This window comes from Streptomyces sp. NPDC015532 (assembly GCF_043078065.1).
In the GTDB taxonomy this organism is placed as follows: Bacteria; Actinomycetota; Actinomycetes; order Streptomycetales; family Streptomycetaceae; genus Streptomyces.
Window position 1 is genome coordinate 174,782 of sequence record NZ_JBIBSY010000012.1, and the last position, 25,879, is coordinate 200,660.

Sequence of the window (25,879 nt, forward strand, 5' to 3'; positions counted from 1 at the left end):
AGGAAGCCCGGCGGGCCGCTGAGATGGTTCTCGCCATCCTAGGTGAGGGTGTCGATCACGGGCGGGGATCGGTATGGAGTCGGCCTGGTCGAAGGTGGGCGGGTGGCGGGGTTCCGGCTTCGGACGGCTGGGGCGCTGTTCCCTGTCCTGCCACCGTCCGGTCACCTGTGCTGTCTGCTCCGGGCGTTCGCTTCGGCGACCAGGGCGCTCAGCACCTCGGCCAGGGTGAGAGGGCGGAGGTGGTTGGGGTCGGCGTCCCATTCGATGCCACCGGCGAGCGGGCGGAGTTGGACGTACGGGCCGACGTGGCCCATGACTCGTCCTACGCGGTCGCGAGCGGTGTCGTGGACGGTCGCACCGACGGCGGGGACCCCGCCGGCGTCCTCCGTCACCCGGCGATCCCCTTCGTGATCACGTCCGCGAGCAGGAGGGCGATGGGGGCCGAGCACACGCCGAGGTGGACGAGTGCGTAACGGGCTTCGGCCTTGCGGTCGTCCGCCCAGGGGGTGCGGATGTCCATCGCGGGAAGCTGGATGCCGGCCTGGGACAGGGCGGCGGCGAGGGCGTCGCGGGCATCGAGGGCTTCCTGGATCTTCGGGGTGTTGGTCGGAGGGTGGTGCTGAGTGGTGGCGGGGTGGGCTGTCGTGCCGTGGTCCGGGTGTCGGGGCGTGGGGGGCATCGGCATCCTCGTCGGTTCGGTCGTGCGGAATCCGTCACCCGGCTGCGCTGGACGAATTGCGCCGCGTAGTCCGGGTGTTACGAGAATGCGGTCGGATGCGGACGGCCACACCGTGGATGGGCCTGTGCTTCCCCGTGGCACGGAGGTCGTTCCACACCTTCCACACCAGCGGCGAGCTTCTCGGAGGCGGTGCTGCCTCCGTGCCCGACCCCACGACGGCCTCTACGCGTGGAGCGACTGCTCTGAAGCCTCCGCGGCCTTGGTGGATGGCCTCGCCGCACGGAGCGTCGTGTGCCGGCTCAATCGTGCGGGACTTCCTCGATCACGGTCTCCTTGAAGCGCCACGAACCGCGGTTGCCCGTCGCCTCGGCACGCAGGCCCATCTCCCAGGCGATCCGGGCGGCTCGTTGCTGCGGCAGGTCGGGGTAGTCCTCGGGCTGGACCTTGATGTAGCCGCGGCGGTCGGCGGGGTACGTGCGCAGGGCTTCGCGGAGCTTCTCCTCCTGCTCTTCCCCCGTGGTGTGGTTGCCGGTGACGGCCTTGTACACCTTGCGCATGCCGGCCGACGGCTTTCCGTCGTCCCGCCGTCTCGCGGTGTCCGACCCCCGCCAGGTCATCCAGCCGACGGCGCCGAGTGCGGCAAGCGCGAGCGCCCCCGATCCGAGCGCCTCGCCCGTCGCGTCCGCCTGGCCCGGTGTCTGAGGACGAAGTTCGCCCTGCGGGTCTTCGAGCACCGTCACCTTCTGGCCCACGTCGTAGCGGCCGGAGGATGTCTTCATGGCCGGCCCCGGCACCTCGGTGCCGTCCTGATGCTCCAGCGTGTAGTTGTAGTCGCGGTTCTTGCGTCCCTCGGCCGGGTCGCGCCACTTCTTCACGACGGTGGCCGTGACCTTCTCCCCACGCTGCTGCAGCGTGAGATCGTCGCGTGCCATGGCGGCGACGTACACGGCCATCAGCGAGGTGGCCACGATGAACAGGGCCGCGTATGTGCTGGACTCCTTGGCTCCCAGCTTCCGGATCAGCAGGATGAGGAGTCCGCCGTGCACGAGCCACAGGGGCACGAGCAGGGCAGGACCGAAGTCGTCCGCCAGAAAGAACAGCCCCGCGATCGCGGCCGGCACGTAGCAGCCGATGCCGACCGCGAGCGGGACGGGGTAACGCGTACGCCTCTTCCGCGCCTCATCCTCGGCAGCACCGCTCATGCTCGTTTCTCCGTTCCTCCAGCAGCCGGACCGTCCGGTCCCGGCCTGTCGTCCCCCGACGGTCCGTCCGCCGAGACCGACTTCATGATGCCGCTGAGCACCTCGAGGTACTCGGACCAGTGTGCGATGTCCTCGGTCGTGAAGACGAAGAGGGCCGACCCGGGACCGGTCTTCAGCGGCAGGCACAGCTGCAGCTGCCGGACGGTGGCCGGGAGGGGGTTGTCCAGGGCGAACAGCGCGCCGGGTATCTGCAGATCCTGATCACGTACGCAGAGGGCGGCGATGCCGTACGGCAGCATGACCAGCCCGATCTCGGCGTCCGGATACAGCTCGCGCCACTGCACGGCCGTGCGCCTGGCGGATCCCTGCCGGTCCTGGCTGCGCAGCTCGGTGCGCGGTCTCTCCACCAGCACACAAAGCGTGCCCTGAGACAGTTCCCCGTCCCTCATGCGAAGGAAGCAGCTGGACACGTGCTCGGCGCCTGCCGAGATCATCGTCCGGAGGATGTACTCGCCCGACACGACGAGGCTGAACTTCTGCTCCGGCGTGGCGGTGGCGAAGAGCGCGTCCGTTGCGTCCGCCATCCTCAGCAGGCGCGCCTCTGCGTCCTCGGCGAGGTCGAACTCCATGAAGCCGGGAGGGAGTTCGAACCAGAGGTCGGGTTCGTCGGCGAGTGAGACGGCGGTCGCGGGAGGCGCGGTGGTTATGTGCTCGTCGGTGGAGGTCATCAGTCCGTCAGCTCCCAGGCGCCCAGGCCGATGGCGCTGCCGATGGCGACGAGCCCGCCGAACTTACCGCCGCCGGTGCCCGTGCCGATGTTGGCCACGCCGGTGCCCCACGTGGCGGCGTCGTACCGGCCGGTGCTCGTCGCGTAGGCGTTGAGCGCGGTCGGTGCGGTCCAGGTGAGCATGGCGGCGGCCTGGATCCCCTCGGTGGCGGTCAGGGCGGCACCGCGCGAGACGACCAGCCTGGTGGCGACGGCCATCACCGGCTTGTCGATCAGCGCGGCGACCGGGTCGGTACTCTTCATGATGTTCTTCGTCACCGTGGAGGCCGTCTTGATGCCGACCCTGGTGCCCGCGACGACGCCTTCGGTCGCCCGTCCCGCCTTGAGTCCCGCCATGATTCCCGACTTCGCGGCGCCGACACCCGGCACCATGCCGAGTGCGTCCCCGCCCAGCGTGAGCCAGTTGCCGATACGTTCACCGGTGGGCGGGAACAGGCCGCTCATTCCGTAGGCGGAGGCATGCGCCAGGAACGCGATGGCGCTCAGCCCGATGGCCAGCGGGGCAAGCGCCGGGCAGAAGATGGCGATGACCCCGACGACGGAAGCGGCGACGGTGATCCAGTCCGCGTGGGCTTCGATCCAGTCGCCGACGTCGGACAGAAGGTCGCCCACCTGGCCCGGTAGATCGGCCAGAGCATCACCGAGGTCCTCGATGGCGCTCCCGAGCTTGTCCCACATACCGGGTTCGTTCGGAGCGATGTCCATGGCGGTCTTGAGGCGATCGGCTATGCCCTTGCCGTACTCCTGATAGCCCTTGGCCATCCGGTGGCCTTTGCGGCGGAGTTCCTCCAGCTCGAGCTCTCTGGAGTTCACCGCCCTGTTCGCATCCTGGACCTTGTCCCGGCGGTCTTCGGTGTCCTTCGTGTTCTGGTCGGCGTGGTCGAGCTTGGTGGCCTTGTCGTGCGCCTTGCCCAGTTGCGCGTTGGCCTCGGCCGCCTGAGCCTCCAGCGTCGCGGCGTCCTTCTGCTTGCGCTCCATGTACGCCGCCCAGTCCTCCAGAGCGGTGGCGGCGTCCTTGAACGAATCACGGGCGTCGTCCATACGCGGACGGAACTCGTCGTCGAACTTCTCCCGGAAGGCCTCTGCCGCCTTCCCCTCCCAGTCGCCGGCGCCCGTGCCGTGCAGTACCTGGCAGATCTCGTCGAGCGCCTTCGCCGTCCTGCGGACCGTCTTGGCCACGTCGCCGGCTGTGGTGGAGTCGCCGGGACAGGGGACGAAACCCAGCGCCGGGAAGTCCTCCGGCTTCGCTTCGGCCATGGCTACTTCCCAGCTCCCTTGGCGCCGCCCTTGCCCTGGGCCTTGTTCGCCTCGGCGAGTTCGTGGTCCAGCTTCTCGAAGGACTCCTTGACCTTGAGCAGCGCCTCGGAAGCCTTCCCGGAGAACTTCGTCAGCTGCTTGATCCCGTACGACCACTCGTCGCCGAAGTCGTCCATGCGCTCGGCGAGTTCGGGCACCCCCATGGAGTCGCCGTTGACGTGTTCCATCTCTTGGCCGGGCTTCTTCATCAACTCCGCTATGTGGTCAAGGTTGTGCCTCACGCGCTTCAGCACCGCGTAGTCGACCGCCAGGTCGCTCATCGTGCCCCCGTTTCTGCTCCGCTGTGTGTCCTCGCCTGCCGCCGCGGAATGATCCGTGATCAGCGGTTGACGGACTGGATCTCCTGGACGTTCATGTCCTGGGTGGTCTCGAACGTGCCGTCCGGCAGGTCGCCCGCCGCGCCGCCGCTGCCCTGCCAGGAGATCTGCCAGGTGATGGACGCGCTCAGCCGGTACGGCTTCCCGCCCGTGGCACGCAGGTAGGTGATGCCGCACGGCGGGGTCTCGCCCGCGCCACCCTTGGTGTACGGGGTGCCGATGGAGCCGTCGTCGTTGATCGCGCAGTCACCGGAGGCGGGATAGGTCTGGGCGTCGCCCGTGCCCGGGTTCAGGTGGAGGGCGACCGGCTTCGCCGTCGTCTCCGCCCACACTCCCGCGGCCGCCAGCTCGGCGCGGACCTTGACCGGCTTGAAGGTGCCCTTGTCCAGCCACACCCAGGTCGGCACGTTGACCGTGGACTTGGCGGCCGGCTTCAGCTCGATCTCGGTCTCGGGAACCTTGATCTTGTTGTAGGCGTAGGCGGCGAGGACGTCAGGGGTCGGGGCGTGTTTGTTGGCGGGGAGCGTCCTGGCGTTCTGCCAGAACAGGGTGTCCTCGCAGTCGTACGACGCGGGGTCGTTGGCCCTGTCCTGATTGATCACCCCGCGCCAGAACATGCCGTCCTTGCCGAGGTTGTAGTTCTCGTAGCCGTCCCCGCTGCCGTTCTCCGCCTTGCCCTTCTCGTAGTGGTCCACCATCAGGTCCTCGCCCCAACTGAGCGTGGGCGTGACGGGCACCAGGTCCGTGTTGGGGTTCTTCTTGAGGCGGTCCACCGCCGCCTTGAGTGCTTGCGGCGTGGCCACCGGTTCGTACCAGCACGCAGGGGGTTTCCAGTTGGGGTCCACGGGTGCGAGGGCCTTGGGCGAGGTGCCCGAGGCTCCACCGCTCACCTGCGTGACCTTGATGCCGGTGCGGGTGGCCTTGGCCGTCAGGGTGCTGCCCGACGAATCGCCGGACGGTCCCGAAGGCGGGGGCGCCTGACCCTTCTTGTCCCCGATCGCGAAGGCCGACGGGGAGGCGAGGAGCAGAGCGGAGACGGATACGACGACGAGGCTGCAGGCCCTCGCTGTGGACCGCATCAGTTGCAGCCCCCGGCGACGGTCGTCAGGGACACGTTCTTCCAGACGCCCTGTGACGTCTTGTCGAGCCGGGCGCGGTACTGCAGCACGGACTCGGGCTTGTCGGGTGTGGTCGTGACCTTGCCGGTCTTGCGGCTCTTCGTGGACGCCTTGCGTTCGTCGACGCAGTAGAAGAGCACGCCCGAACCGCTGTCGTTGATGTGGACCTGCGGGTTGTAGACCGTGACCTTGCCGATCAGACCGTCGCCGGTGTCGGTGAATCTTTTGATCCACTCGCGGGCGGAGGCAAGGGAAGTCCCAGAGTTGTAGAAAGCCACTGCGTCCGAGTCCGGGTTCGACTCGATGATCGCCGCGTACTTCGACCGCAGTTCCTCCCGGCCGTCGTTCAGGATCGCCTGGAGCTTCGGATCGCCGTTCGTCCAGCCTTCGAAGTTCGCCTGGAAGTCCTTGGAGAGTGTGATCTTCGGCCGCCCGGCTCCGTCCTGCGACGCTGGAACGGAGGGGCTGGCTGAAGCCTTCGCGCCGCCGCTGTCCGCCCCCTTGATCTTGTCCGAGGACGAGTCGTCGCCCCCTCCCGAGCCGCAGGCGGTCAGCAGCAGGGCCGTGGATGCGGTGAGCGCGACTACGACAAGCCGGGCGGGGCGGTTCACTTGGGACTCCTGTTGAGGTGGGGGTTGCGCAAGTAAACCGACGCTATCCGTGGGGCATGCGGTGACACCAGTTGAGATCCCGTCAGGAAGAAACAACTAGTGGTTGACATAAGCCGGTTTGGCCGTCGCTGCCCACGCGCACTTTGCTTGGTTGTCGGACTTCAGGTGGCCGACTGCGCTCCCGATGGTGCGGGTCCCGCGATGGGGGCATCGGGGTCGTCGCCGTCACGGACCTACCCGATAGCAACCACGACGGTGACGCGCGTGTCGGGATCTCTGATGGCTTCACCGCTGTCGTCCCGGTACGGGACAGTGCAGGTGGTGGACGGCGCTGCGCTCGTGCTTCCAGCGGGCGACTGGTCCCCGTTCGTGCCGCCGATCAAGGATGGGCGGCCGGTCGGCCGGGCCTTCGCGATCCGCGCCGATCGGCTCGAGGCCTACTCGGCATCGCCGGTCGTGGCCTCGGGTCCATCCGGTTTCGCAGACTGCGCTGTGCCGGTGATCTCGCCCTTCCCGTCCGCCTCGACGGGGGCGTGGTACCGCTGTTGAAGCTCATCGCGTTCGACGTCCGGGATCGTCATCGACTCGGCGAGCACGGCGGCGAGCGCGTCCACTTGAGTGTTGTCGATGTCGGTGTGGAAGAGCCACCGGATGTTCTCGTCGCGTGTGATGAGATCGATCGCCAAGCGCGCGCTCTTGTCCGGCGTGGTCGCCGCTCGGACGTATCGCACCTGGTCGATCGGGATGTCCAGCCGGATCTCACCCTGCTCGAGGAACGCGCTCGTCCTGGCCGTGACGATGCGGCGATCCGTTACGGCGACCAGGGTCTTCGCCGCCATCTTGTCTCTCGCGGACACCAACTTGTCCTTTGCTCCGCTGAAGATCGCAGAGATCGGACCGAGGGCATCGAGCTGATCGGGGAAGCCGAGGACGCGGAGAATCTCATCGGCCTCGAGGAACCATCGCAGGACGCGAAGGTACGGCTCGAGGCCAAGCGACTTGGGTGCGCAGACGACGCCCGGAGCCTCCAGCGGAGGGGCCGGCGGATGGAGAGCGTCGGCAAGAGGCGCGATCGCCTCCAGAAGAAGGGCGGAGGTCTGGCGGGCCGCGATCGAGTCCTTCCGCTTCCCCGGCAGTTGCAGCGTGTCGCGTCCGGGGAGTTCGGCGATGATGCGCAACTCCCGCGTCAGCGAGTCGATGAGGCTCGTCGTCTCGGCGAGAGCGGCGTCGAGCTCCGTGCGGGTGTCGCGTGCGATGGAGTCGACGAGCCGTGCTTCGCCCGCGTCCTCGGGGCCGGCGGCTCTCGCGCGCGCGGCATGGAGCGCCTGATATCCGGTCCATGCCTTGACGGAGGACAGGAGGGCGTTCGCGTCGAAGAGGATCGCCTCGGCGTTCGTCTCGAGATACTCACGGCGGGCCTGTCCGGCGAGCTGATGGATCTGCCGGATGTGATTGCCGACGTTCAGTCGGTACAGGTCACGCTGCGTACGCAAGTCCGCTTTCTTGCCTGCGACGGTGTCCCACAGGGACGTCGGGACCGAGCCGACCTCTCGCGCCTGGACGACCACGTGATCGACGGTGGCGACGAGTGCCGTCAGCTCGGCCCACTGTCCGTGGCGGAGAGTCGCGAGTACCTGGCTGGTCAGCGCGATGTTGGTTCTGACAAGGCCTTCGACCTCGGTCAGTTGCATCTGAAGGGCGACCATGGCCAGCGCGGGCCCGATCGAGGCCGCGTTCTGTGCCGCGCTCACCGCATTCACGGGGATGAAACGGGACTGAGCGATGATGCGGCCCCGAAACATCACTGTTCCGAGGTTCGCGCCGTCCTTGACCGCGAGTGTTGCGCCGGCCTTCAGGAGGGACTGTGTCGCGCTGCTGATCCTGTAGAGCCCCTGCGCGCCGGCGAATGCGTTTCCGAGGTTGCCGACGACGGTCGCCGTGTTTCCGATCGAGGCGAGGACCGTGGAGATCTGCTTGCGGTCGGCGGCCGACACGAACCCGAAGTCGAGCAGCTCGGGCTCGAGTTCCGCCGGGACCTTACCGAAGACCATGGCGATCCCTGGGAGCACCTCCGCTATGACCGTCGATACGGTCGCGGAGTCGTTGTCCGGGTCGGGTGTCGGACCGTCCGCACCAGGTGAGTCGGCGGTACTGCTCTGGCCGTTCTCCTCAGGCTCGGCGATCTCCATCGAGTCCGAAGGGTCCTGCATGCGATCTCCTACCCAAGGGGGGCGCGCAACGGCCAGGCGTCGTCGGCGTTCACTGCCGGAGCCTACAGTTCAACGCCCTGCGGTTAGGCCCGAATCCGCCCGGTGCATGCAGGTTGTCGTCGGTGAGGTCGCCTTCGGCGGTCAGGGCCTTGAGGCTCGGTTCCACTGATTCCACGACCCGGCTGCGCTGGGTGAATTACGCTATGTAGTTAGATCGTTACGAGAATGGGCCATGCCTGGGTGTGGGCGGCTGGGCTGTGGGCGGGGTCGCGCTTACCCGTCGCGCGGTGGTGGTTCCACGCACGTTCCACATCGGTTATGCGAACGTCCCGGAGGGAGCGGTATGCCGCAGCGTCGCGTCATCACCGGCCGTAGCCAGGAGCCACGCCAGCGGTTCGCCGAGGAGTTGCGGACGTTACGGGCCGGGAGCGGTACGAGTCTGCGGGCGCTCGGTGAACGACTGGGCTGGGACTGGTCGTTGTTCGGCAAGATGGAGAAGGGCGAGACACTCGGCAGCCCGGAGGTCGTCCAGGCCCTCGACCAGCACTACGGGACACCTGGGCTGTTGCTTGCGCTGTGGGAACTGGCCGCCGGGGACCATACGCAGTTCCGGGAGCGGTACCGGCGGTACATGGCGCTGGAGGCGGAGGCGGTGAGCTTGTGGCACTTCGCGGTGAGTGTGCTGCCGGGGTTGTTGCAGACGCCGGGGTACGCGCGGGAGGTGCTGGCTGCGGGCGGGCTCAAGGGGAAGGAACTTGAGCAGCAGGTCGAGGCTCGGGTGGGGCGGCGGGAGTTGTTGGACGGGGCAGGATGCGCCCAGGTTCCGGACCATTCTTTCCGAGGCGGTCTTGCGTATGGCGCTGCTCAACACACCTGAGTGGCGCGGGCAGTTGGAGCACCTGGCTGAGATGGCGGAGCGCCGAAACATTGTGGTGCAGGTGCTGCCCTTCAGTGCTGGGCCGTACGGACTCGACAGCACCGACGTGTGGTTCCTGCGTCTGCCGCACGGACGTACCGTGGCTTACACGGAGAATGCATACAAGGGTGACCTGATCGAAGACGGCGCTGCGGTTGAGAAGCTGCAAGGTGCCTACGATGCAGTCCGTGATTTGGCGTTGACCCCGGCCGAGTCGCGGAAGTTCGTCCTGCGCATGTTGGAGGAAGTACCGTGCGATCCATCGACCTGAGCGTCGTGACGTGGCGCAAGAGCTCTTACAGCAACTCGGACGGCGGCGCTTGCGTCGAGGTTTCTGACGACTTCACCACTGTCGTTCCGGTACGGGACAGCAAGGTTCCGCACGGTGCGGTGCTCGTGTTCCCGGCGGCTGGCTGGGCCTCCTTCGTTTCTGCCGTCAGGGGCGGGCAGTTGGGCCACTGACCAGGCAACCCAAAGGCCCCGGGATCGGTTCGGATCACGGGGCCTTTGGTGTGGGTGGCAAGCTACTTCTTGGTGGTGCGGCGTCCTCTGGCCGCGGCAGCCGGGCGCCAGGCGCGCAGATCGTCGTCCGTGAGGCCGTGCTTGCCCTGCTCCATCTGCCGGTCTCCCTCGAAGAACTTGGCGGGGGTCGGGGCGAAGAGCGGATCAGACTCGTTGTGCCACTGGTTCAGCCACGGCTGGAGTTCCAGCAGTCCGGCGAGGAGCGGGGTCACCTCTTCGGTGGCCAGGCCCTCGTGGGTCGCGATGTACGTGTCCAGCGCGATCGCCTGCTCACGGTGGTCCCAGCCTGCCCAGCCGTACAGGTCGGGGGTGGCCACGTTGGCCCGCGCGTACGAGATGAACCGCTCCTTGGGCACGTCCAGCTTGCCGCGCGCACGCCAGTAGGGGGGGCGCAGGAAGTCCGCCGAGGTGTACTTCGGCGGTACAGGGATGGAGTCCCGGATCTTCCGCTTGGCCGACTCGTCCGGGGCCGCGTCCTCCTCCCGCTGGAGATCCCAGACGTGCTCCCAGTCCGCGCGCTTCTTGAGAGCGGCGGGCTTGTAGCGCAGGGCAGAGAGGAAGGGCACGTGCTCGTCGGTCATCAACTCGGCGACGACGGCGGGCAGTTCCTTGTGGGGAGCGTAGATCTTGGCGACGGAGACGAAGTCCTCGTCGCGGGAGAGGTTGTCCGTGAGGCGGGAGAGGGTGACGAGGACAGGCATCCCGTTCTCGTCGAACCAGTGCGCACGGTCCTCGATCCGGTCGAGAAACCAGCTCCGTAGCGCCTTGTCTTGAAGCGCGTCCCATCCTTCGGTGGCCCAGCGCCGCTTGTACTCGGGCCGCTCGATCATGCCGATGGCGCGGGACGACTCGATGGCGTCGATCCGCTTCTGGACGACCTCGCGGTATGCGGCGGGCCAGTGGGCAGGAATCTCGGTGATGGGCGTGGACCCATGCCGCTTGAACCATTCGTCACTGGCTTCGCCTGCGGCGACGCGACGAGCGAGCACGATCTCGAAGGCACGCTCTCCGAGAGCAAGTGCCGGGATTTCGGGGGAGTCGGGGTCCTCAGAGACGCGCAGGTCTTCGCGGTGGAGGTGGTAGAGCGAGTAGACCTGCCAGTCGAGTTCCTCCTGGAGTGCGATCATCCGAGCACGAGTGGAATGCCAGACATCACGGGCCACTCGCACATCCGCCGGGGTCGGGCTAGCGCCTTGCCCGAGGGTTCCGGTGTCGACGGTGCTTAGCTGGGAAAGAGCGTCAAGAGCAGCGAATGGAGAATTCGACTGCGAAGAGGGCAGGGGGAATTCCTGTAGTTTAGTTCCAGTGAACTCGTAAAACTCCTCCCATTTCTCGCCACGCATTCCTTCGTTGACGCCGCCGTTTCCCTTTCCGTGGCTGACCATTTTGAGCCAGAAGCATGCGGTGGAGCTATTAAGTAGACCCAGCAATCGAAGGTATTCTTCTTGGCTTGCCTCGTCTCGCAGCTTGATAACGGTGGTCGAGTGTTTTGAAGGGATTACCCGGCGCTGTAGGTGGAAGTGGTTGTGTGTTGCCACAAGCGGAAACGCGATGAGGCTTGTAGCGGAGAGCTTTGTTCGGTAGATTTCGCGCCATTCGATCCATGGGATACCGCGCTCCAGTAGCGTTACGCTGAACTTCTTCCTGAGTTCGAGGGTGCGACGGAGGGGCCACAGGTATTTTTGCAACTCGTCATGAGCCGGTCCGCTGGAGAGCTTATAGTCGCTCTCGTATGCCGTCAGAAGCCAGCTTTGCTCTTGCAGGGCCCAGTCCCTGATATTCTGTCCATCGATTGCCGGAGATAGTGGAATGCCGCGCTGTTCCATGGCTTTTGTTGGCGCCATTCCGAAAGCGGAGTCCTCGCCGGTGACAATGGATAGGCCAATTTCGTCAACGGCCTCGTTTAGTTTGTTAGGGGACTTTCCCAGTCTTTGCATGACATCGACGGCTGCTCCACCTGCGAGACTCCAGGGATGGGTGGACATTTCTTCGCGAGTCGTGTCTACGACGCTGATCCAGTCACTCTCGGATTTTCCGCCATCGATTTGGTCGCGAATCGCTCGCCAGACGAAGCCAGTGCTCGGATCCACAGGCCTTGCCGGCTCCCCTTGAACGCCCCGGACGGTTCGAAGGATCGGAGATCGCGCGTTTCCAGTGCATCTCCGACCGATCAAGATGACAGTCGGAGTTCCATGCCCCGGAATATGTGCGCCAGCGGTGTCGATGATCTCGGTGAGTTCTACTTGATTGCTGAAGTAGCTCTCGATGAGCCTCTTCCCGAATTCGCGTTTCATGAAAGAGTTTGACGTGATCTGCCCGACCATGCCGTAGCCGTGGCCGCCTGTTTTGCCGCTAACTGCTAGCTCAAAGAAGCGTTGAGCGAAGGGAACTGAGAGCGCGTATTCGCGGAAGCAGCTACTGTATAGCTCACGATACAATTCGCTAAGCTTTTTGTCCTTGACGGTGATATAAGGTGGGTTTCCTACCACTACGTGATACCGGCCCGGATCCAGGATTCCCGGGTGCTCGTGCACATCCTCAGTCTCGTACTTGAAGTCGGCCAGCTCATCAGCCCCCTCCTCCTCCAAGTCGTCGAACAGGTTCCCCTGCTTGTGACGGTGCTTGATGAGGGAGTCGCCCACCGCAAGATGGATCGGCCACTCGTACTTGGCCGCCTCCGCCAGCGTGTGCACCCCGCTCGCCGCCATCGCCGCCACCAGCAACCGGAACCGGGCGATAGCCACCGCGAACGGGTTCAGGTCCACGCCGTGCACGGAATCCAGCGACTCCCGCACGCGCTCGTGCACGTCCTTCCCCGGACGACCTTCCGCCCACAGCCGCACCAGCCGCCGGAACGCACCCAGCACGAAGTGCCCCGACCCGCACGTGGGGTCGATCATCTTCAGGCCCTCGTAGCCGAACTCCCGTACCGCCGGATCCATCGTCCGGTCGAGGATGAACTCCTCCACGAACTCCGGGGTCTGGAGGAGCGCGTACGTCTTACGCGCCGCCTCGCTCAGGTCCTGATACAGGTCACCCAGGAAGCGCGTGTCCCAGCCCCGCGTGCCGTCCCCGTCCTCCTCCAGCGCGTCCGTGAAGTCGTGGACTAGGACACCGGCCTCGTCCCGTCCACGCCAGAAGTCCACCAACTCCCTTGCGCCGTCGTGCGACAGGGGGATCTGGAACAGCGGGTTGTGCCGGCGGTCGAACAGCAGCCGGCCAGCCTGTCCCGTGCCCAGTTCGTCGAAGGCCTGCTCAAGCCAGCCTCGGTACGTCGGGTCGTCCGACCTCGCGACGTACTCCTCGAAGCGGGCCAACGCCAGATCACGACGGTCGCCCTCGGGTGCCGTCAGGTACGGCTCCGGGATCAGCTCGTTGTCCTCGCAGAAGCGGACGAAGACCGTGCCGAGCACCCATGCCACGGCGACCTGGGTCACCCGCTCGTCCAGCCAGGAGTTCCAGGTGGCGGCCGTACGGCCCAGCTTGCGCGCGCGGTCGTACTCGGCGCGCAGCTTCTCGCCCTCCGGTACCACCTTGACCTGCTTGCCGAGATCGGTCTCGACCGCCTTGACCTGCTGCTTCAGGTCTTCCAGCAGGGCTTTGCGGTCGATCACTCGATGTCTCCCTCGGTACCGTTCACGCTCATGACACTCACGTCCGTCACCCCGGACAGGTAGTCCTTCTTCACCCACGAGTCCGGCAGGTCGATCCATTCGGCGAGGCCGGACTGGTAGGCCACCGCCGTGTGTCCCAGCTTCGGCTCACGCGCCGGGTCCGCCTGCGGCACCAGCAGCCACAGTCCGCGCCCGCCCTGACGGGCCGCCTCCGCGAGCCGGTCGAGGACGCCCATCCCGTCGTACCGGGCGAACACGGCCACCTCGGTCAGCAGGACCGGGCCCGAACCCGCCCCGGGGGCGAGCAGTTCCCGTATGCGAGGCTCCACCGTGCCCCACGCGGTCCGCGCGTACTCCGTGAACTTCAGCGCGCCCCGCGACCCCGGCTCGGCCACGTCCGCCTTCAGCAGCGTGTCCCAGGTCGGCTTCGTGCCCGGGGGGACCAGAGCGTGCATGGATTCCAGGAAGAGTTCGGTCACGGAGACGGGCTGGGCTCCTATGCGGTGGCCCGCCAGTCTGCGGACCGCCTGGACCGTACGGCCGTGGTGCACGGTCAGGACCCGGTAGCCGTCCCGCCGGGCCGAGGCCAGCAGGCGTTCGTCCGCGCGGATCCCGCCCGCCACCAGCGGGTCGTCGGAGTAGCGGGTCACCGCGCCGGCCTGCGTCGACTGACGCCAGTTCCCGCCCGTCAGATAGGTGGACGCGCTGTCCATCCGTGTCGGCAGATAGCGCAGGGTGCTCTCGCCCTCGCGCGTCGACAGGGTCAGGTCGAAGCCCGCCTCGCGCAGTGCCTTGGTCAGAGGGCCGCCGGTCGGCAGTTCGTGCGTGCTCGTGCCCCGGCCGTCCTTGACGACCAACTCGGGGAAGCGGGCCCGTACCCGCTCGTGGACGTCCTCGCCCGTCAGGCCCGGCTGCCGCGCCTCCGGCATGCCCGGGGTCAGCCGCACCAGTCCGGCCTGGGTCAGGCGCAGGGCCCGTACGAGGGGCAGGTCGCGCGGATAGATCTCCAGGCGGGGTGTGGCCGCCGCGTTGACCGACGCGGCAGCGGCCAGTTCGACCAGCCGCCGCTCGTCCCAGTCCACCACCCCGGGCGGCGGGGTCAGCGCGCCCAACTCGCTCAGCACCGTCGTGGCGGTCGGCAGCGTGTCCAGACGGGTCAGCCGGTCGGCGGTTCTGCCCAGACGGGTCGCGTAGTCGAGGAGACCCGGAGCCGTCGGAGTGTCCGGGGCGTCGACCTCACGCACGTCCAGCGCGAGCAGACCCGCGGCCAGCGCCTCCTCAGTCGCCCTGCGGTTGGCCTGGTGCTGGAACTCGGCCTCCTCCGGCTGGAGTTGCTCCACCTCCACTACGGCTCGTACCGCGGCCAGAGCCAGTGCGCGCCGCTGTTCGCGGCCGAGGAGCTGGGTTCCGCGCCGTACGGCGAGGGCGTCGGCGATCTCCACGGCGGGAGCGACCCGGCCGAGGCCCACCAGCAGGCCGATGATCTCGTCGCGCAGAGCCTGGACCGCCGGGTGCTTCTTCCAGCGCTTGCGCTCCTCCTTCAGCATCTGCGGGATGCGCCCGGCGGACAGACCGAGGGCGTCCGCCACGTCCTTCTGCTTGGGCCACACGCCGATGCCGGGCAGTTCGCCGCGCTCGTCCGGCAGGCGCAGCAGCAGCCGGACCATCTCGACCTTGTTGCTGTTGGAGCGGTTGTTGTTCAGCTCCGGGACGAAGAGCGTGGCGAGGAGGTCGAGACTGAGCGAGCGCAACGCGGACTCGCTCAGGCCTTCCGCCCCCTCGCCCACGGCCAGGGCTCCGGCGACCGCCGACTCGGCGGCGGTGAGCTGGGCGAGCTCCTCCTTGGCCTCGGCGCGGCCCTTCGGCGTGAGCGGGGAGAGCGGTGTCTCGCGCAGCAGCCTGCCCCACTGGCGCTGACGGCGCTGCACCTCGGTCCGGGTCTTGGTGCCGAGGCCCGGCGCGTTGAGGAGCTTGCTGCGGCTGTAGTCGAGGAGGCCGCCCACGGTGGTGATGTCGAGGCTGTAGAGGAAGGCCTCCGCGGCCGGGCTGAGACCGGCGCCGGACAGGTGGGTGTCCCGGGTGACCGCCGCCGCCAGCCGCTCACGCTGCTCGTCGGCGGTTACCGGCTCGGCGTCCGCGATGGCCGTCGGGCGCTCGCCCTCAACCGTCTCCTGCGGCGCGGGCTCGGGGTGGCGGGTGCGGTGGCTCGACGGGACCGCCTGCGAGGCGTCCAGGAAGATGCGCTTCCAGGCGTCCCGCATCGGTTTCAGCTCGGGGAAGCGCTGCGCCGCGTCCCGGTGCAGGGCCTTGCGGAAGAAGGCGACCAGTCCGTCCCGTACGGCCGGCTCGAAGGCGTCGGCCTGGACGGTCGGGTACGGGAACTCCTTCGGGTCCGTCATCCGGGGCGGCACCGAGCCGTCGCCCCACCGGGGCAGCTCGCGCGAGGCCATCTGGTGCAGGGTGACGGCGACCGCGTACCGCTCGGCGTGCGAGTCGTACGCGGTACGGGTCAGCGTGCCGATGAAGGGGTCGAGGTAGCCGTCCGTACCGGCTTCGTAGTCCTTGGCCGGGTAGCCCGCCAGGGAGAAGTCGATGAGGACGAGTTCGCGGGTGCGGTTGGGCCGGATACGGATGGCGATGTTGTCCGGCTTGATGTCCCGGTGCCAGACGCTCTCGCCCTCCAGGAAGTCCACGGCACCGAACAGGTAGTCGCCGTACGCCTCCAACTGGTCCATTTTCAGGCGGCCGTGCTCGCGCAACTGGCGCGCGACCGTCTCCTCGCGGCGGCGGGTGCGCGTGCCCGTGCCGGAGTCGGCGGCCTCGTCGCCCTGGTCGGTGGCCTCGCGTTCGTCGCCCACGTACTCCAGGGCAAGGGCGGTGCGGGGCCCGATGTGCACGGGCGCCGGCTCGACGAGCCGGATCACCCGGGAGTCGGGGCGCAGCCGGTTCATCACCTCGGCCTCGTGGACCAGGAGCTGGCTCCGGGAGTCCGAGAGTGCCACCTTCAGCACGGCCAGCGGCCGGGTCCTGCGGGCCTCCGCCTCGAGGTCGCGGACGAGGAAGGCCCGGCTCGTGGACCCGGTGCCGAGGCGGCGGCGGACTTCCCAGCGACCGGCGAGCACATCGCCGGCCACCGCGTCCAGCGGGTCCTTCTCGGGGTCCTCGGCCGGTCCGGGGTCGGGAGCCGAGGTCGGCGCGGTCAGGGTTTCCTCGACGATCTCCAGCATGTCCAGGAACTCGTCCACCGAGGACAGGCGCTGTCCGGGTCGGTAGGCGGTGGCCGCCTGCACGAGATCGTCGATGTCCTCGGAGAGGTCGTCGACCAGCGAGCTGGGGCGCAGTCCCTCGCCCGCTTCCAGCCGGGCCAGCAGCTCGGCCTGGCTCGCGGCCGGGGCCTTGCCGGTGACCAGGAGGTAGGTGAGGACGCCGAGGCCGTACACGTCCAGGTAGACCGGGTCGGCCTTGAGAGCGGTCAGCTCGGGGGCGAAGTACGGGTCGGAGGCCTCCGCCAGGTGCATCGCCGACAGGGCCGTCGGCGCGAAGCGGGTCACGCCCGATCCGCTGTCGCCGTCCGTGCCGGAGGCGCGCTGGGTGGCGATCTGCCAGTCGGAGATCTCCAGGCGGGGGGTGAGCCAGGCGGCTTCCTCGCCGACCGTCTGCCCGCGGCGGCCACGGTTGCGGGGGATGACGTGAACGGCGCGGGCGGCCAGGGCCCGGTGGTGGATGCGGGCGGAGTGCGCGGAGCGCATCGTCTCGGCGAGCTGGCGGACCAGCGCCATCCGGCCGAGGATGTCGAGGCTCTTGCCGTGCTGGAGCAGGTACTCGTCCAGCCGGAGCGTGCGCGGGTCGTAGTCGAAGATCAGGGCGGGGCCCGCGGTGTGCCCGGAGGGGTAGTACTGCTTGAGCTGGACGACGCCGGGGTGCTTGAACCGCTGCAGTACGGCCGCCTCACGACGGGCCGCGTTCTCCACCGACCGCCGGATCGACGCCTCCGACCCGCGCTCGCTCAGATAGACGCGGACCCGGGCCACCTCGGGCAGCTCGCTGTGGCTCGCCTTGTAGTCGGCCCAGGTCGGGCCGGAGTCGAAGGACTTGCGGTCCAGCTGATACGGGCCGACCTTGTACTCCGCGTCACTGCGCCGGATGCCGATCCGTTCGAGCGCCGTCTTGATCTCGCGGGAGTCGACGGCCGTGATGCGGCGCCGCTCGTCGCGCGGCGGCTGCTTCAGCATCGCGACCAGCTCGTCGACGGTGTGGACGCCGTTCTGGTCGTGGGCGGGCAGGCCTACGCGCAGACCGTCGTCGGTGAAGCAGACCGCCTCGCCGACCCACACCCGCCTGCCGTTCTGGCCGAGCAGGCCGGCCAGTTCCTTCGCCTTCTTGTTGACGAGGTGGAGGGGGTTGCCGTGCGGGCGGCGGTGGCCGCCCGGGGTGGTCTGGACCCAGGTGCCGTTCTCGCTGGTCACGGAGCCGTGCCAGTCCTTGAGCTCGATCATGTAGACGCCGCCGGGAGCGACGACGAGGAGGTCGACCTCACGGACATGACCGGTGTGGGCGGTGAAGGTGAAGTTCGACCACGCTCGCCAGGGATCAGAGTCCGGCAGTTTCTCCCGGATGGCTTCCAAGCCACGGAATTCATGATCGAACTCGGAGTCGGTGACCGTGGTCCACCGGCCGCCTTGCCGCATGCGCCGTCTCCGCTCTCAGCCCTGTCCCCGATCACTGCCCGATCGTGGCCTCACCTGCTGATTCCGCCACGTTGCGGACCTGGTGAATCCTAGCTCCGGCCGGTGACAACGGGTAAGCCGTACGTCAATCCGCAGTCCGTGCGCTCGGGGGCGCGCGGGCAACATGCGAGGACGAGGACGTCGTTTGTGCTCCAATGCGCCGGCAATTCGGCTGCTTCGACCGAAGAAGCACTGGTCGTGCCGGAGCGCTTCCCGTTACTCATGGAGGCTTGGGTCGGGGAACGGGGGGTCCGATGCTGCTCGTGATGGCATTACTGGTGATCGGCGGCATCGTGCTGGTGTCGCGGTGCGGAGGTCCGACCACCCTCCAGAGGCCATGTCGCCGGAGACGCAAGGGGTTGTTCGCGCGCTGCCGGGACCACACCTGGACACTGATCACGATCACCGACCTGGCGGGCCTCGCGCTGTTCGGGCTGGCCTGGGGCACGTGGGCGCTCTTCGGCCCGGCCGCCTGATGCGGCGCGGGCGGAGCCAAGGAGGGTGGGCGGCCGTTCCCTGGTGGGTGTGGGGCGCGGGTGCCCTCGCGGGGATCAGTGGTCTGTGGCAGGCGGCTGAACTGTGGCCGGTGCGAACAGGTGGCATCGCGTTGACCGCCGTGGCGGTGGGACTGGGCCTGAAGCCGGGGCGGCTGGCCGTGCGGAGGCGGACGGACCGCTCGGCGCTTTCCGCCGGGTCCGTGAGGTATTCGCTTGCGCATCTCGATGCCCTGGACCCCCGGGCCTTCGAGCTGGCTGTCTGCTCCCTGCTGCGCCGGGACGGGCTGACCGCGCGGCATGTTGGCAGAGCGGGGGACAAGGGCGCCGACGTACTCGTCGTCGACCGTTCGCGGCGACGGGTCGTCGTGCAGTGCAAGCGGCTGCGCCCGGACCGAAGGGTCGGGGACCAGGACGTGCAGCGGGTCAACGGCACGTATCGCCACGATCACGGGGCCGACTTCGCGGTGATCGTCACCACCGGAGGCTTTACCGCAGCCGCGAGATCCAGCGGCCCACGCTATGGGATCCACCTCGTGGACCGGGCCGCGCTGGAGAGGTGGGCGGACCTGGGTGAGCCGCTGTACAGAATTCTGCGCGTTCCGGACGAGGGCGCGGGGCGCAGGCACTACGCCCCGGGATCATGGCGATGGAGGCGGCACTGAGACGGCCGCGTATCGGAAGGGTCCCGAATCCTTGCTGCTCGGAAGGCGAGTTGGCGGCACGAGGGCACACGTCCGATGAGATCGAGCACTCGCGGTCCAGCTCGTCGCGTGCACTTTCAGAACGTCCGCCCCACGTCGACGTCCTCGCACTACCCTACGACCGGGGGATCTCGGTGGTCGGCGTGCGTGCTGGCGACCGACACATCGGCACGTCGTACGAGCTCCTCCGACGACCGACTTCTTCACAGTCCGGCGGGAGCCCAACGTGCCGTATACGGCAGAGATCAGCCGCAGCAATCCCACCAGCATCATCTTCCTCGTCGATCAGTCGACCTCGATGAGTGACCCCATCGGCGGTGAGATTCCCCAGCAGAAGGCTGATGTCGTCGCCGATGCCATCAACCGGCTCCTCACCGAGCTCTCGGTCAAGTGCGCCAAAGAGGAAGGCGTACGTGACTACTTCCACGTCGCGGTCGTGGGCTACGGCGCCACCGTGGGCTCGGCGTTCGCGGGGTCGCTCGGCGGCCGGGACATCGTTCCCCTGAGTGAGGTGGCGGACAACCCGGCCCGCGTCGACGAGCGAAGCAAGAAGGTGTCCGACGGCGCCGGTGGTCTCGTCGAGACGGTGGTCAACTTCCCGCTGTGGATGGACCCGGTCGCGCACGGCGGAACCCCGATGAACCGCGCCCTTCAGTACGCCGAGGGCCTCGTCGCCGGCTGGACCGAGCGGTACCCGGCCAGTTTCCCGCCGATCGTCATCAACCTGACGGACGGCGAGTCGACCGACGGCGACCCCACCGCGGCCGCCGAGGCCATCACCTCGCACGCCACGGCCGACGGCGCGGCACTGCTGTTCAATCTGCACGTCTCCGCCGCGGGCGGCACACCGACCGCTTTCCCCGACACCGCCGACGGTCTCCCCGACAGCTACGCCCGCACCCTCTTCTCCATGTCGAGCCCGCTGCCCAGTCACATGCGTTCGTACGCCGCCTCGCAGGGCCAGCGGGTCAGCGAGTCCACCCGCGGCTTCGTCTACAACGCGGACATCACCACGGTCGTGCAGTTCCTCGACATCGGCACCCGCGCCACCGAGCTGCGGTGACGGCTCCACCCTCCTGCGTGTATGTCACGCACCTCGTGGCTCCCAAGTACGGGAGCACCGAGGCGGAATGCGAGGACGCCGTCGTCGTGCTGCCCAGCCGTTCTCACGACTACATGCTGCGGGAACCGCTCACCGCCGGCGTCTGCGACGGGGCGACGGAGAGTGCCCTGGCCAAGGACTGGGCCCGGCTGCTGTCCCGCGTGGCGGCCCAACACGCCATGGAGCGGCCGGACCTGCTGGACGGCGGCACCGCTTTCGAGGAGTTCGCGTCGTCGGCGGTGTCTCAGTGGGACCCCTGGCTTGTGCGGTACACGCAGTCGCGCATCGCGGAAGGGCGTCCGCTGAAGTGGTACGAGCACACCAAGCTCGCCGAAGGTGCCTACGCGACTCTGCTCACTGTGCGCGTCGACCCCGAGCACGGCCCTGATACGAATGCCGCCTCTGACGCGTCCGAACCGGCATGGCGCTGGCGAGCCGCCGCCCTGGGGGACAGCTGTCTGTTCCATCTGCGCGACGACCGGTTGGTGAAGGCGTTCCCGGTGGGAGCCGCCGACGAGTTCGGCACAGTCCCCGACCTCTTCGGCAGCCGTAACCATGACGCGGCACTGCTGGCCTGCCGTACCCGGTTCGTCGAAGGCCGGTGCCGGCCGGGCGACCGGCTGCTCCTGATGACCGACGCACTGGCCGCGTGGTTCCTGTCGGCCCCTGACCAGGACGTCGCGGTCAGCCAGTTGCTGGAGTTCTCCGGGCCCGACGACCTGAGCGGGTTCGTGGACTGGCTGAACGGGCTCCGGAACAGTAGGCAACTGCGCAACGACGATGTGGCCGTCGTACGGATCGATTTCGAAGGACGGTGAACGTGGGTTCGCCCACCGGTCAGCAGAGGCAGTTCCCCAGCGGTGCCGACTACGCGGAGGCCTTGCAGCACACGCAGTTGTGCTTCGAGCATCCCGAACTCAAGGGCGCACGGCCGGAACTGACCAAGCTCGGCCTGCCCCGCGCCATCTCGGGCGCCTTCGCGAGCGTGTTCTCGCTCACCTCGGCCGCGTCGGGTCGGCGGTACGCGGTCAAATGCTTCACCCGCCACGTCCCTGACCAGGAACGCCGTTACCAGGCCATCAGCAGCCGACTTGGGCAACTGGACGCGGCCGAGCTCTCCCAGCCCTGGAAGCTCGGCTTCGAGTACCTTCCTGACGCGATCGGCGTCGGCCGGGAGCGGTACCCGGTCCTGAAGATGGAGTGGATCGACGCTGTCACCCTGTCCTCCTGGCTCGACGACAACCACACCGACCGGTTCGCCGTCGACCGTCTGGCCGACCGGTTCGAGGCGCTGACCCGCGATCTGTCGGAACATGAGATCGCCCATGGTGACCTCCAGCACGGCAACCTGCTTGTCGCGAGCGATGACACCCTGCGCCTGGTCGACTACGACGGCATGTACGTGCCTGCGCTGTCGGGCCTCGGAGGCACTGAGCGCGGCCACCGCAACTATCAGTCGCCCCTGCGCGGAAACGATGACTTCGGGGCGGCGCTCGACCGGTTCTCCGCCTGGGTCATCTTCATGTCGCTCAAGGCGACCGCCGCCGACCCGGCACTGTGGCATCGCCTGCACGAGCCCAGTGGTGAGTTCTTGCTGCTCACCGAGGAAGACTTCAAGAATCCGGGCGGCTCCACCGGGCTCCAGACGCTGCTCGCCCATCCCGACCCGACGGTGAGTGGCCTTGCCGACCAGGTGAGGTCCTTGGCCTTCCAGCCGCTGGACCTCCTTCCCCCGCTTGCCAATGCGATCCCCAAGCAGCGGACCGCCGCGACGACGAGCGCTTCAGCGTCGGCTCCCCCCACGGCACCTGCTCCGGGCACGGGCGGACTGCCCGGCTGGATGACCGGGCACGTCCCCTCGCAGACCGCCCCGGCATCGTCCGCGCCCTCCACCGCTTCACCGGACAGCTTCAGCACCCGGACGGCGTTGGACGTCGTCACAGCCGTCCTCTGGCCGCTGCTGTTGGCCGCGACCGCCTTGATGATTGTGGTCGGATTCCCGCAGCCCGTCATCGCAGCCGTGGCGCCCGTCATTGTCGCCGCTGTGGTAACCACCTTCGCTTGGAGCCGCCGTGCGGAGAGGGCTCTGTCACGGGCCGTCCTGGCCGGGCTGACGGACGACTTGGCCAAGCTTGAGGACCCTGCCAAGGCAGCCGAGAAGCTACGCAAGGAGAAGGCGAAGTTCGATGCGGCGGAGCTGAAGCGGACCAGCGCCTATCCACACGCTCAGGGCAAACTCACAGCGCAGTACCACGCCGAGCTGAAGGAGGCCGAGCAGCGCAAGGTCCGTAAGCAGCGCGACATCGACAAGAAGATCGACGGGCTCGCGGAGGAACTCCGCAAAGGCTTGGCCAAAGCGCTCGCCGACAAACAGTCCGCGTTCGTCCGAGAGCGGCTCAGCCGGCGACTGATCGCGCAGTCTCCGCCGCACGGCATCGGGCCGACACTTGCCGCCCGTCTCGCAGCGGCGGGCATCCGGACAGCCGCCGATTTCACCGGCTACCGGCCTGTCCAGAACAGCTCGTACAACAGCACCGGCGCCGTACTCGTGCTGAACGGCGGCCGTACCGTCAACGTGCAGGGAATCGGCGAGGCCAAGGCCATCGCCCTCGAAATCTGGCGCAATGACCTGCATGCGTCCGCCGTTGCCCGGCAACCCGCCGCCCTCAGCGCGGCGGAACGACAGCCGATCGAGCGGGACAGCACGCGCCGCCGGGCTCAACTCGCCGACCAGCGAAAGGCCGTGGAGTCCGGAATCGAGGCCTCGCGCAAACAGGCGCGGAAGAATTTGGAGGACGGCCAGGAGCGGCTCTCCCGGGAGAACACGCTTGCCGGAGACCGGGCCCGGCAACAGCGTCAGGAGTTCGGCCGACGCACAGTTGCGCTCCAGCAGAACAGTGTGCTCCACGGCGCGTTGAGCGACTCCAGGGGAGCCGCCAAGCTCCGGCACCGTGGGCTGTCGTACACACGCTACATGCGGTTCCTCTACACCGGTCGCTGATGTCAGGCCTGGCCGCCACACACCGTGGTGCACGGGTCCGGCGAAAAAGGGGGGCCCAGCTCACAGCCATTCACGAAGGCAGTGCAGCTGGCCCGGCGCGCAGTGGGCACGATCATGCATTGCCCGGATCCGAAGACAGGCGGCAAGCCGCGAAGACTCGTGGGGGTCCGTTCAGGCGGGCAGTCACGATGGCGACCGGGCCAGTCCTCCGCCATCGAACACATGATCCGGCCATCTTGGCTGTGCTTTGCGCCGACAGTGGCGCCGTGGTCTGCAGTGAACGGCCGCTTCCTTAAGATCGCAGTCACCGATTGCGGCCCGACGGGCTTCCCAACGAGGACACGCCCCCACCCGCACGAAAACACTCGTGCCCTGGGGGAACCACCTCGTGTCCATGCTCCTGCTGAAGTTGGCAGCGCAGGATCTGCTGACCCTGAATTCAAGACGCCGCATGGTTCCGCATCTGGCCGCCAGATGGCGGTACTTCCGTGGAGCCGACGCCTCACAGACGGAACGATCCGCTTGGGCCGAGAGCCTCGTGAACCTTGCCGAGGATCTGGTCGCAGCCGATCGCGGAAACGTGCAGATGATCGTCGAGTGTGCCGCCACGCTCGACGAGACCGACCGCTCCGGTGATCCCAGGCTCATCGATGTGGTTCTTGTCGGTCATCATCCCGAAGAGGGAGGACTGTCCGTCCAGCTTGTCGAGTTGAAGCGCTGGTCGACGGTGACCAGGGTGGAGCGAGCCACCGCGGAGCTGGTTCACGTACCCGGCATGGGGAGGAAGAAGCACCCTGCTCTGCAGCTCCGTGAATACTACGAGGCGTTCACCGGTGACAGAGGGCCGCTGCACGGACTGGACTTCGAATGTGGCGGCTTCGCCTACTTGCACAACGCCACCGAGGCTTCGGTGCGACCGTTGGTCGATGTGGATGCGCCGACCGGCGCATACGCCGGCGTCTATACGAACGACCGGCGTGAGCAGCTCTTGGCAGATCTCCGTAAGCATTTCACCGGCGAGGGCGCCGCATCGGCGGCCGAGATACTGCTGCACAAGATGGGGCTGCGCAACACACCCCTGCTCGACGCCATGATCCGCTCCCGAGGAGAAGACACGGTCTTCACATTGCGGGGCCGGCAGAAGAAGGTCGCAGACAAGATCCTGGACACAGCTTCCAAAGTCCTTCCGGATCCCCAGCGGCCTGCGCTCGTACCTGACGAGCGACGTGTGATCTTTCTTGTCACGGGCGGTGCCGGTACGGGGAAGAGCGCCATCGGCCTCCAGATCAAGGCGGAACTGGAAGCCGAAGGGAGGACGGTCAAGTACGCGAGCGGCAGTCGGGCGTTCAACGGGGCCATCCAGCAGCATGTCGGCTACGGGGACCGGGAATTCAGGGAGACCTTCACGTACTTCAGCAACTTCGTCACCCCGCCTGTTCCGCCTCTGGATGTCTTGATCTGCGACGAAGCCCATCGTCTGCGGGAGCGCTCCACCAATCGTTTCTGGAAGCCCGAACACCAGGGAACGAAGCCCCAGATAGACGAGCTGCTCGACGCGTCCCGGCTGACGGTGTTCTTTCTCGACGAGGGGCAGTCCGTACGACCGCACGAGGTCGGCACCGTCGCCTTGGTGGAAGACGCCGCAGAGCGGTACGGCGCGAGCCTCGTCAAGTACCCGCTTCGAGAGCAGTTCCGCTGTGGCGGCAGTGACGCCTACATCCGCTGGGTGAGAGCGATGCTCGGGGTTTCGGGCGAGGAGCCGGAACCGTGGACGCCGGACGGACTCATGCACGTCGAGGTCGCGGACAGCCCTGAGGAACTCGAACAGGTCATCCGCAGTGAGGCTCGGGCCGGAGCTTCCGCCCGCATGGTCGCCGGCTACTGCTGGCCTTGGACCAAGCCGCTGGGCAAGGAAAGACGCCTTGAGGCCGACGTACGGATCGGTGACTGGCACAGACCGTGGAACGCCGACAGCGACGCCTTCTGTGAGAACGATGCGCCACCGTCGAAGATCTGGTCCGTGCACGAGAACGGCCTCGACCAGATCGGCTGTGTCTATACGGCGCAGGGACTCGAGTGGGACTGGTGTGGCGTGATCATGGGTGAGGACATGGTGCGCCGGGAGGGTCGATGGATGTTCCGCCGAGGCAAGGAGCGGGAGGAACGGGAAACGGGCCTCAAGCGTGTTGCCGTACCCGGGTCGTTCGACCCCAAGGTGAGGCCCGGCAGTGTCGACGATCAGCAATTCGCTCAGCTTGTCCGGCACGCCTACCACGTGCTGACGACCCGGGCGAGCCGTGCGACGGTGCTCTATTCGACGGACGAGGAGACCCGGATCTACCTGAAGGAGCTCATCGGCGAGGCTCAGATCCACGGGTTGCGCCCCACCTGGGAGAATCTGCCTGAAGTGGCGCGCGTACCCCATCTGCCTCGACCTCGCCGAGGGCGGCGCCCTCGCAGGAAGCGCCAGAGCACGGGCTCGGATCCGAACGAGCTGTATCTGTTCTGACGGACGGTCGTACATGTGCAGTGGCGGGCTCTCCGGGCCCGCCACCTAC

General features: G+C 67.6%; 18 protein-coding genes and 1 pseudogene. 8 read left to right on the top strand and 11 right to left on the bottom strand.

Features of this window, described 5'->3' with window-relative positions:
* Positions 1–161 precede the first annotated feature (161 nt).
* From ACF07B_RS30345 to ACF07B_RS30385, 9 genes are all read right to left on the bottom strand, one after another.
* Complete coding sequence (locus ACF07B_RS30345; RefSeq protein WP_392181302.1) at positions 162–392, bottom strand: hypothetical protein; 231 nt, start codon at positions 390–392, stop codon at positions 162–164.
* Positions 389–679 (bottom strand): hypothetical protein, encoded by a 291-nt coding sequence (locus ACF07B_RS30350; protein WP_392181303.1) that lies wholly within the window; start codon positions 677–679, stop codon positions 389–391. Before ACF07B_RS30350 ends, ACF07B_RS30345 begins: the two co-directional genes overlap by 4 nt.
* Before the next feature lie 299 nt (positions 680–978).
* The gene (locus ACF07B_RS30355; protein ID WP_392181304.1) at positions 979–1,881 is read right to left on the bottom strand and encodes a hypothetical protein; all 903 of its coding nucleotides are present in this window, start codon (positions 1,879–1,881) and stop codon (positions 979–981) included.
* Positions 1,878–2,609, bottom strand: a complete 732-nt coding sequence (locus ACF07B_RS30360) for a hypothetical protein (protein ID WP_392181305.1) — start codon at positions 2,607–2,609, stop codon at positions 1,878–1,880. Before ACF07B_RS30360 ends, ACF07B_RS30355 begins: the two co-directional genes overlap by 4 nt.
* The gene (locus ACF07B_RS30365) at positions 2,609–3,925 is read right to left on the bottom strand and encodes a putative T7SS-secreted protein (protein ID WP_392181306.1); all 1,317 of its coding nucleotides are present in this window, start codon (positions 3,923–3,925) and stop codon (positions 2,609–2,611) included. The genes ACF07B_RS30360 and ACF07B_RS30365 overlap by 1 nt, the downstream gene beginning before the upstream one ends.
* Positions 3,926–3,927: 2 nt before the next feature.
* Positions 3,928–4,245 carry a hypothetical protein gene (locus tag ACF07B_RS30370; protein ID WP_392181307.1) on the bottom strand — a complete coding sequence of 106 codons (318 nt, stop codon included), beginning with the start codon at positions 4,243–4,245 and terminating at the stop codon, positions 3,928–3,930.
* A 59-nt stretch (positions 4,246–4,304) separates the two neighbouring features.
* Complete coding sequence (locus ACF07B_RS30375; RefSeq protein ID WP_392181308.1) at positions 4,305–5,381, bottom strand: hypothetical protein; 1,077 nt, start codon at positions 5,379–5,381, stop codon at positions 4,305–4,307.
* Positions 5,381–6,031 carry a hypothetical protein gene (locus ACF07B_RS30380; RefSeq protein ID WP_392181309.1) on the bottom strand — a complete coding sequence of 217 codons (651 nt, stop codon included), beginning with the start codon at positions 6,029–6,031 and terminating at the stop codon, positions 5,381–5,383. Before ACF07B_RS30380 ends, ACF07B_RS30375 begins: the two co-directional genes overlap by 1 nt.
* Before the next feature lie 437 nt (positions 6,032–6,468).
* Positions 6,469–8,220 carry a hypothetical protein gene (locus tag ACF07B_RS30385; protein ID WP_392181310.1) on the bottom strand — a complete coding sequence of 584 codons (1,752 nt, stop codon included), beginning with the start codon at positions 8,218–8,220 and terminating at the stop codon, positions 6,469–6,471.
* 364 nt (positions 8,221–8,584) lie between these two features.
* Between ACF07B_RS30385 and ACF07B_RS30390 the strand changes: the two are divergent.
* Positions 8,585–9,428, top strand: a pseudogene (locus tag ACF07B_RS30390) (helix-turn-helix domain-containing protein).
* Entirely contained in the window at positions 9,410–9,619 is a 210-nt protein-coding gene (locus ACF07B_RS30395) for a DUF397 domain-containing protein (RefSeq protein ID WP_392181311.1), read from the top strand. Before ACF07B_RS30390 ends, ACF07B_RS30395 begins: the two are co-directional and overlap by 19 nt.
* A 62-nt stretch (positions 9,620–9,681) precedes the next feature.
* Here the strand turns inward: ACF07B_RS30395 and pglX are convergent, their stop codons facing one another.
* Together pglX and pglW are read right to left on the bottom strand one after the other, a co-directional pair.
* The gene (pglX, locus tag ACF07B_RS30400; RefSeq protein ID WP_392181312.1) at positions 9,682–13,293 is read right to left on the bottom strand and encodes a BREX-2 system adenine-specific DNA-methyltransferase PglX; all 3,612 of its coding nucleotides are present in this window, start codon (positions 13,291–13,293) and stop codon (positions 9,682–9,684) included.
* A complete protein-coding gene (pglW, locus tag ACF07B_RS30405) occupies positions 13,290–17,981 on the bottom strand; it encodes a BREX system serine/threonine kinase PglW (RefSeq protein ID WP_392181313.1) in 4,692 nt (1,563 codons plus the stop codon). Before pglW ends, pglX begins: the two co-directional genes overlap by 4 nt.
* A gap of 305 nt (positions 17,982–18,286) precedes the next feature.
* On the opposite strand from pglW, the gene ACF07B_RS30410 reads away from it, so the two are divergent.
* The 6 genes from ACF07B_RS30410 (at position 18,287) to ACF07B_RS30435 (ending at position 25,830) form a co-directional block, all read left to right on the top strand.
* Positions 18,287–18,496 (top strand): hypothetical protein, encoded by a 210-nt coding sequence (locus ACF07B_RS30410; protein WP_392181314.1) that lies wholly within the window; start codon positions 18,287–18,289, stop codon positions 18,494–18,496.
* Positions 18,497–18,717: 221 nt separating this feature from the next.
* Positions 18,718–19,179 carry a restriction endonuclease gene (locus tag ACF07B_RS30415; protein ID WP_392181315.1) on the top strand — a complete coding sequence of 154 codons (462 nt, stop codon included), beginning with the start codon at positions 18,718–18,720 and terminating at the stop codon, positions 19,177–19,179.
* Between the two features lie 265 nt (positions 19,180–19,444).
* Positions 19,445–20,281 (top strand): vWA domain-containing protein, encoded by an 837-nt coding sequence (locus tag ACF07B_RS30420; protein WP_392181316.1) that lies wholly within the window; start codon positions 19,445–19,447, stop codon positions 20,279–20,281.
* Positions 20,278–21,138: a hypothetical protein gene (locus tag ACF07B_RS30425; RefSeq protein WP_392181317.1), complete on the top strand. Its 861-nt coding sequence runs from the start codon at positions 20,278–20,280 to the stop codon at positions 21,136–21,138. Before ACF07B_RS30420 ends, ACF07B_RS30425 begins: the two co-directional genes overlap by 4 nt.
* 2 nt (positions 21,139–21,140) lie before the next feature.
* A complete protein-coding gene (locus tag ACF07B_RS30430) occupies positions 21,141–23,321 on the top strand; it encodes a hypothetical protein (RefSeq protein ID WP_392181318.1) in 2,181 nt (726 codons plus the stop codon).
* A 394-nt stretch (positions 23,322–23,715) separates the two neighbouring features.
* Positions 23,716–25,830 (top strand): DUF2075 domain-containing protein, encoded by a 2,115-nt coding sequence (locus ACF07B_RS30435; protein ID WP_392181378.1) that lies wholly within the window; start codon positions 23,716–23,718, stop codon positions 25,828–25,830.
* Positions 25,831–25,879: the final 49 nt, after the last annotated feature.

Coding starts and splice junctions, on each gene's coding strand:
- ACF07B_RS30350 (WP_392181303.1), bottom strand. CDS start 679: ATGCCCCCCACGCCCCGACACCCGGACCACGGCACGACAGCCCACCCC.
- ACF07B_RS30355 (WP_392181304.1), bottom strand. CDS start 1,881: ATGAGCGGTGCTGCCGAGGATGAGGCGCGGAAGAGGCGTACGCGTTAC.
- ACF07B_RS30360 (WP_392181305.1), bottom strand. CDS start 2,609: ATGACCTCCACCGACGAGCACATAACCACCGCGCCTCCCGCGACCGCC.
- ACF07B_RS30365 (WP_392181306.1), bottom strand. CDS start 3,925: ATGGCCGAAGCGAAGCCGGAGGACTTCCCGGCGCTGGGTTTCGTCCCC.
- ACF07B_RS30370 (WP_392181307.1), bottom strand. CDS start 4,245: ATGAGCGACCTGGCGGTCGACTACGCGGTGCTGAAGCGCGTGAGGCAC.
- ACF07B_RS30375 (WP_392181308.1), bottom strand. CDS start 5,381: ATGCGGTCCACAGCGAGGGCCTGCAGCCTCGTCGTCGTATCCGTCTCC.
- ACF07B_RS30385 (WP_392181310.1), bottom strand. CDS start 8,220: ATGGAGATCGCCGAGCCTGAGGAGAACGGCCAGAGCAGTACCGCCGAC.
- pglW (WP_392181313.1), bottom strand. CDS start 17,981: ATGCGGCAAGGCGGCCGGTGGACCACGGTCACCGACTCCGAGTTCGAT.
- ACF07B_RS30410 (WP_392181314.1), top strand. CDS start 18,287: ATGGCATTACTGGTGATCGGCGGCATCGTGCTGGTGTCGCGGTGCGGA.
- ACF07B_RS30435 (WP_392181378.1), top strand. CDS start 23,716: ATGCTCCTGCTGAAGTTGGCAGCGCAGGATCTGCTGACCCTGAATTCA.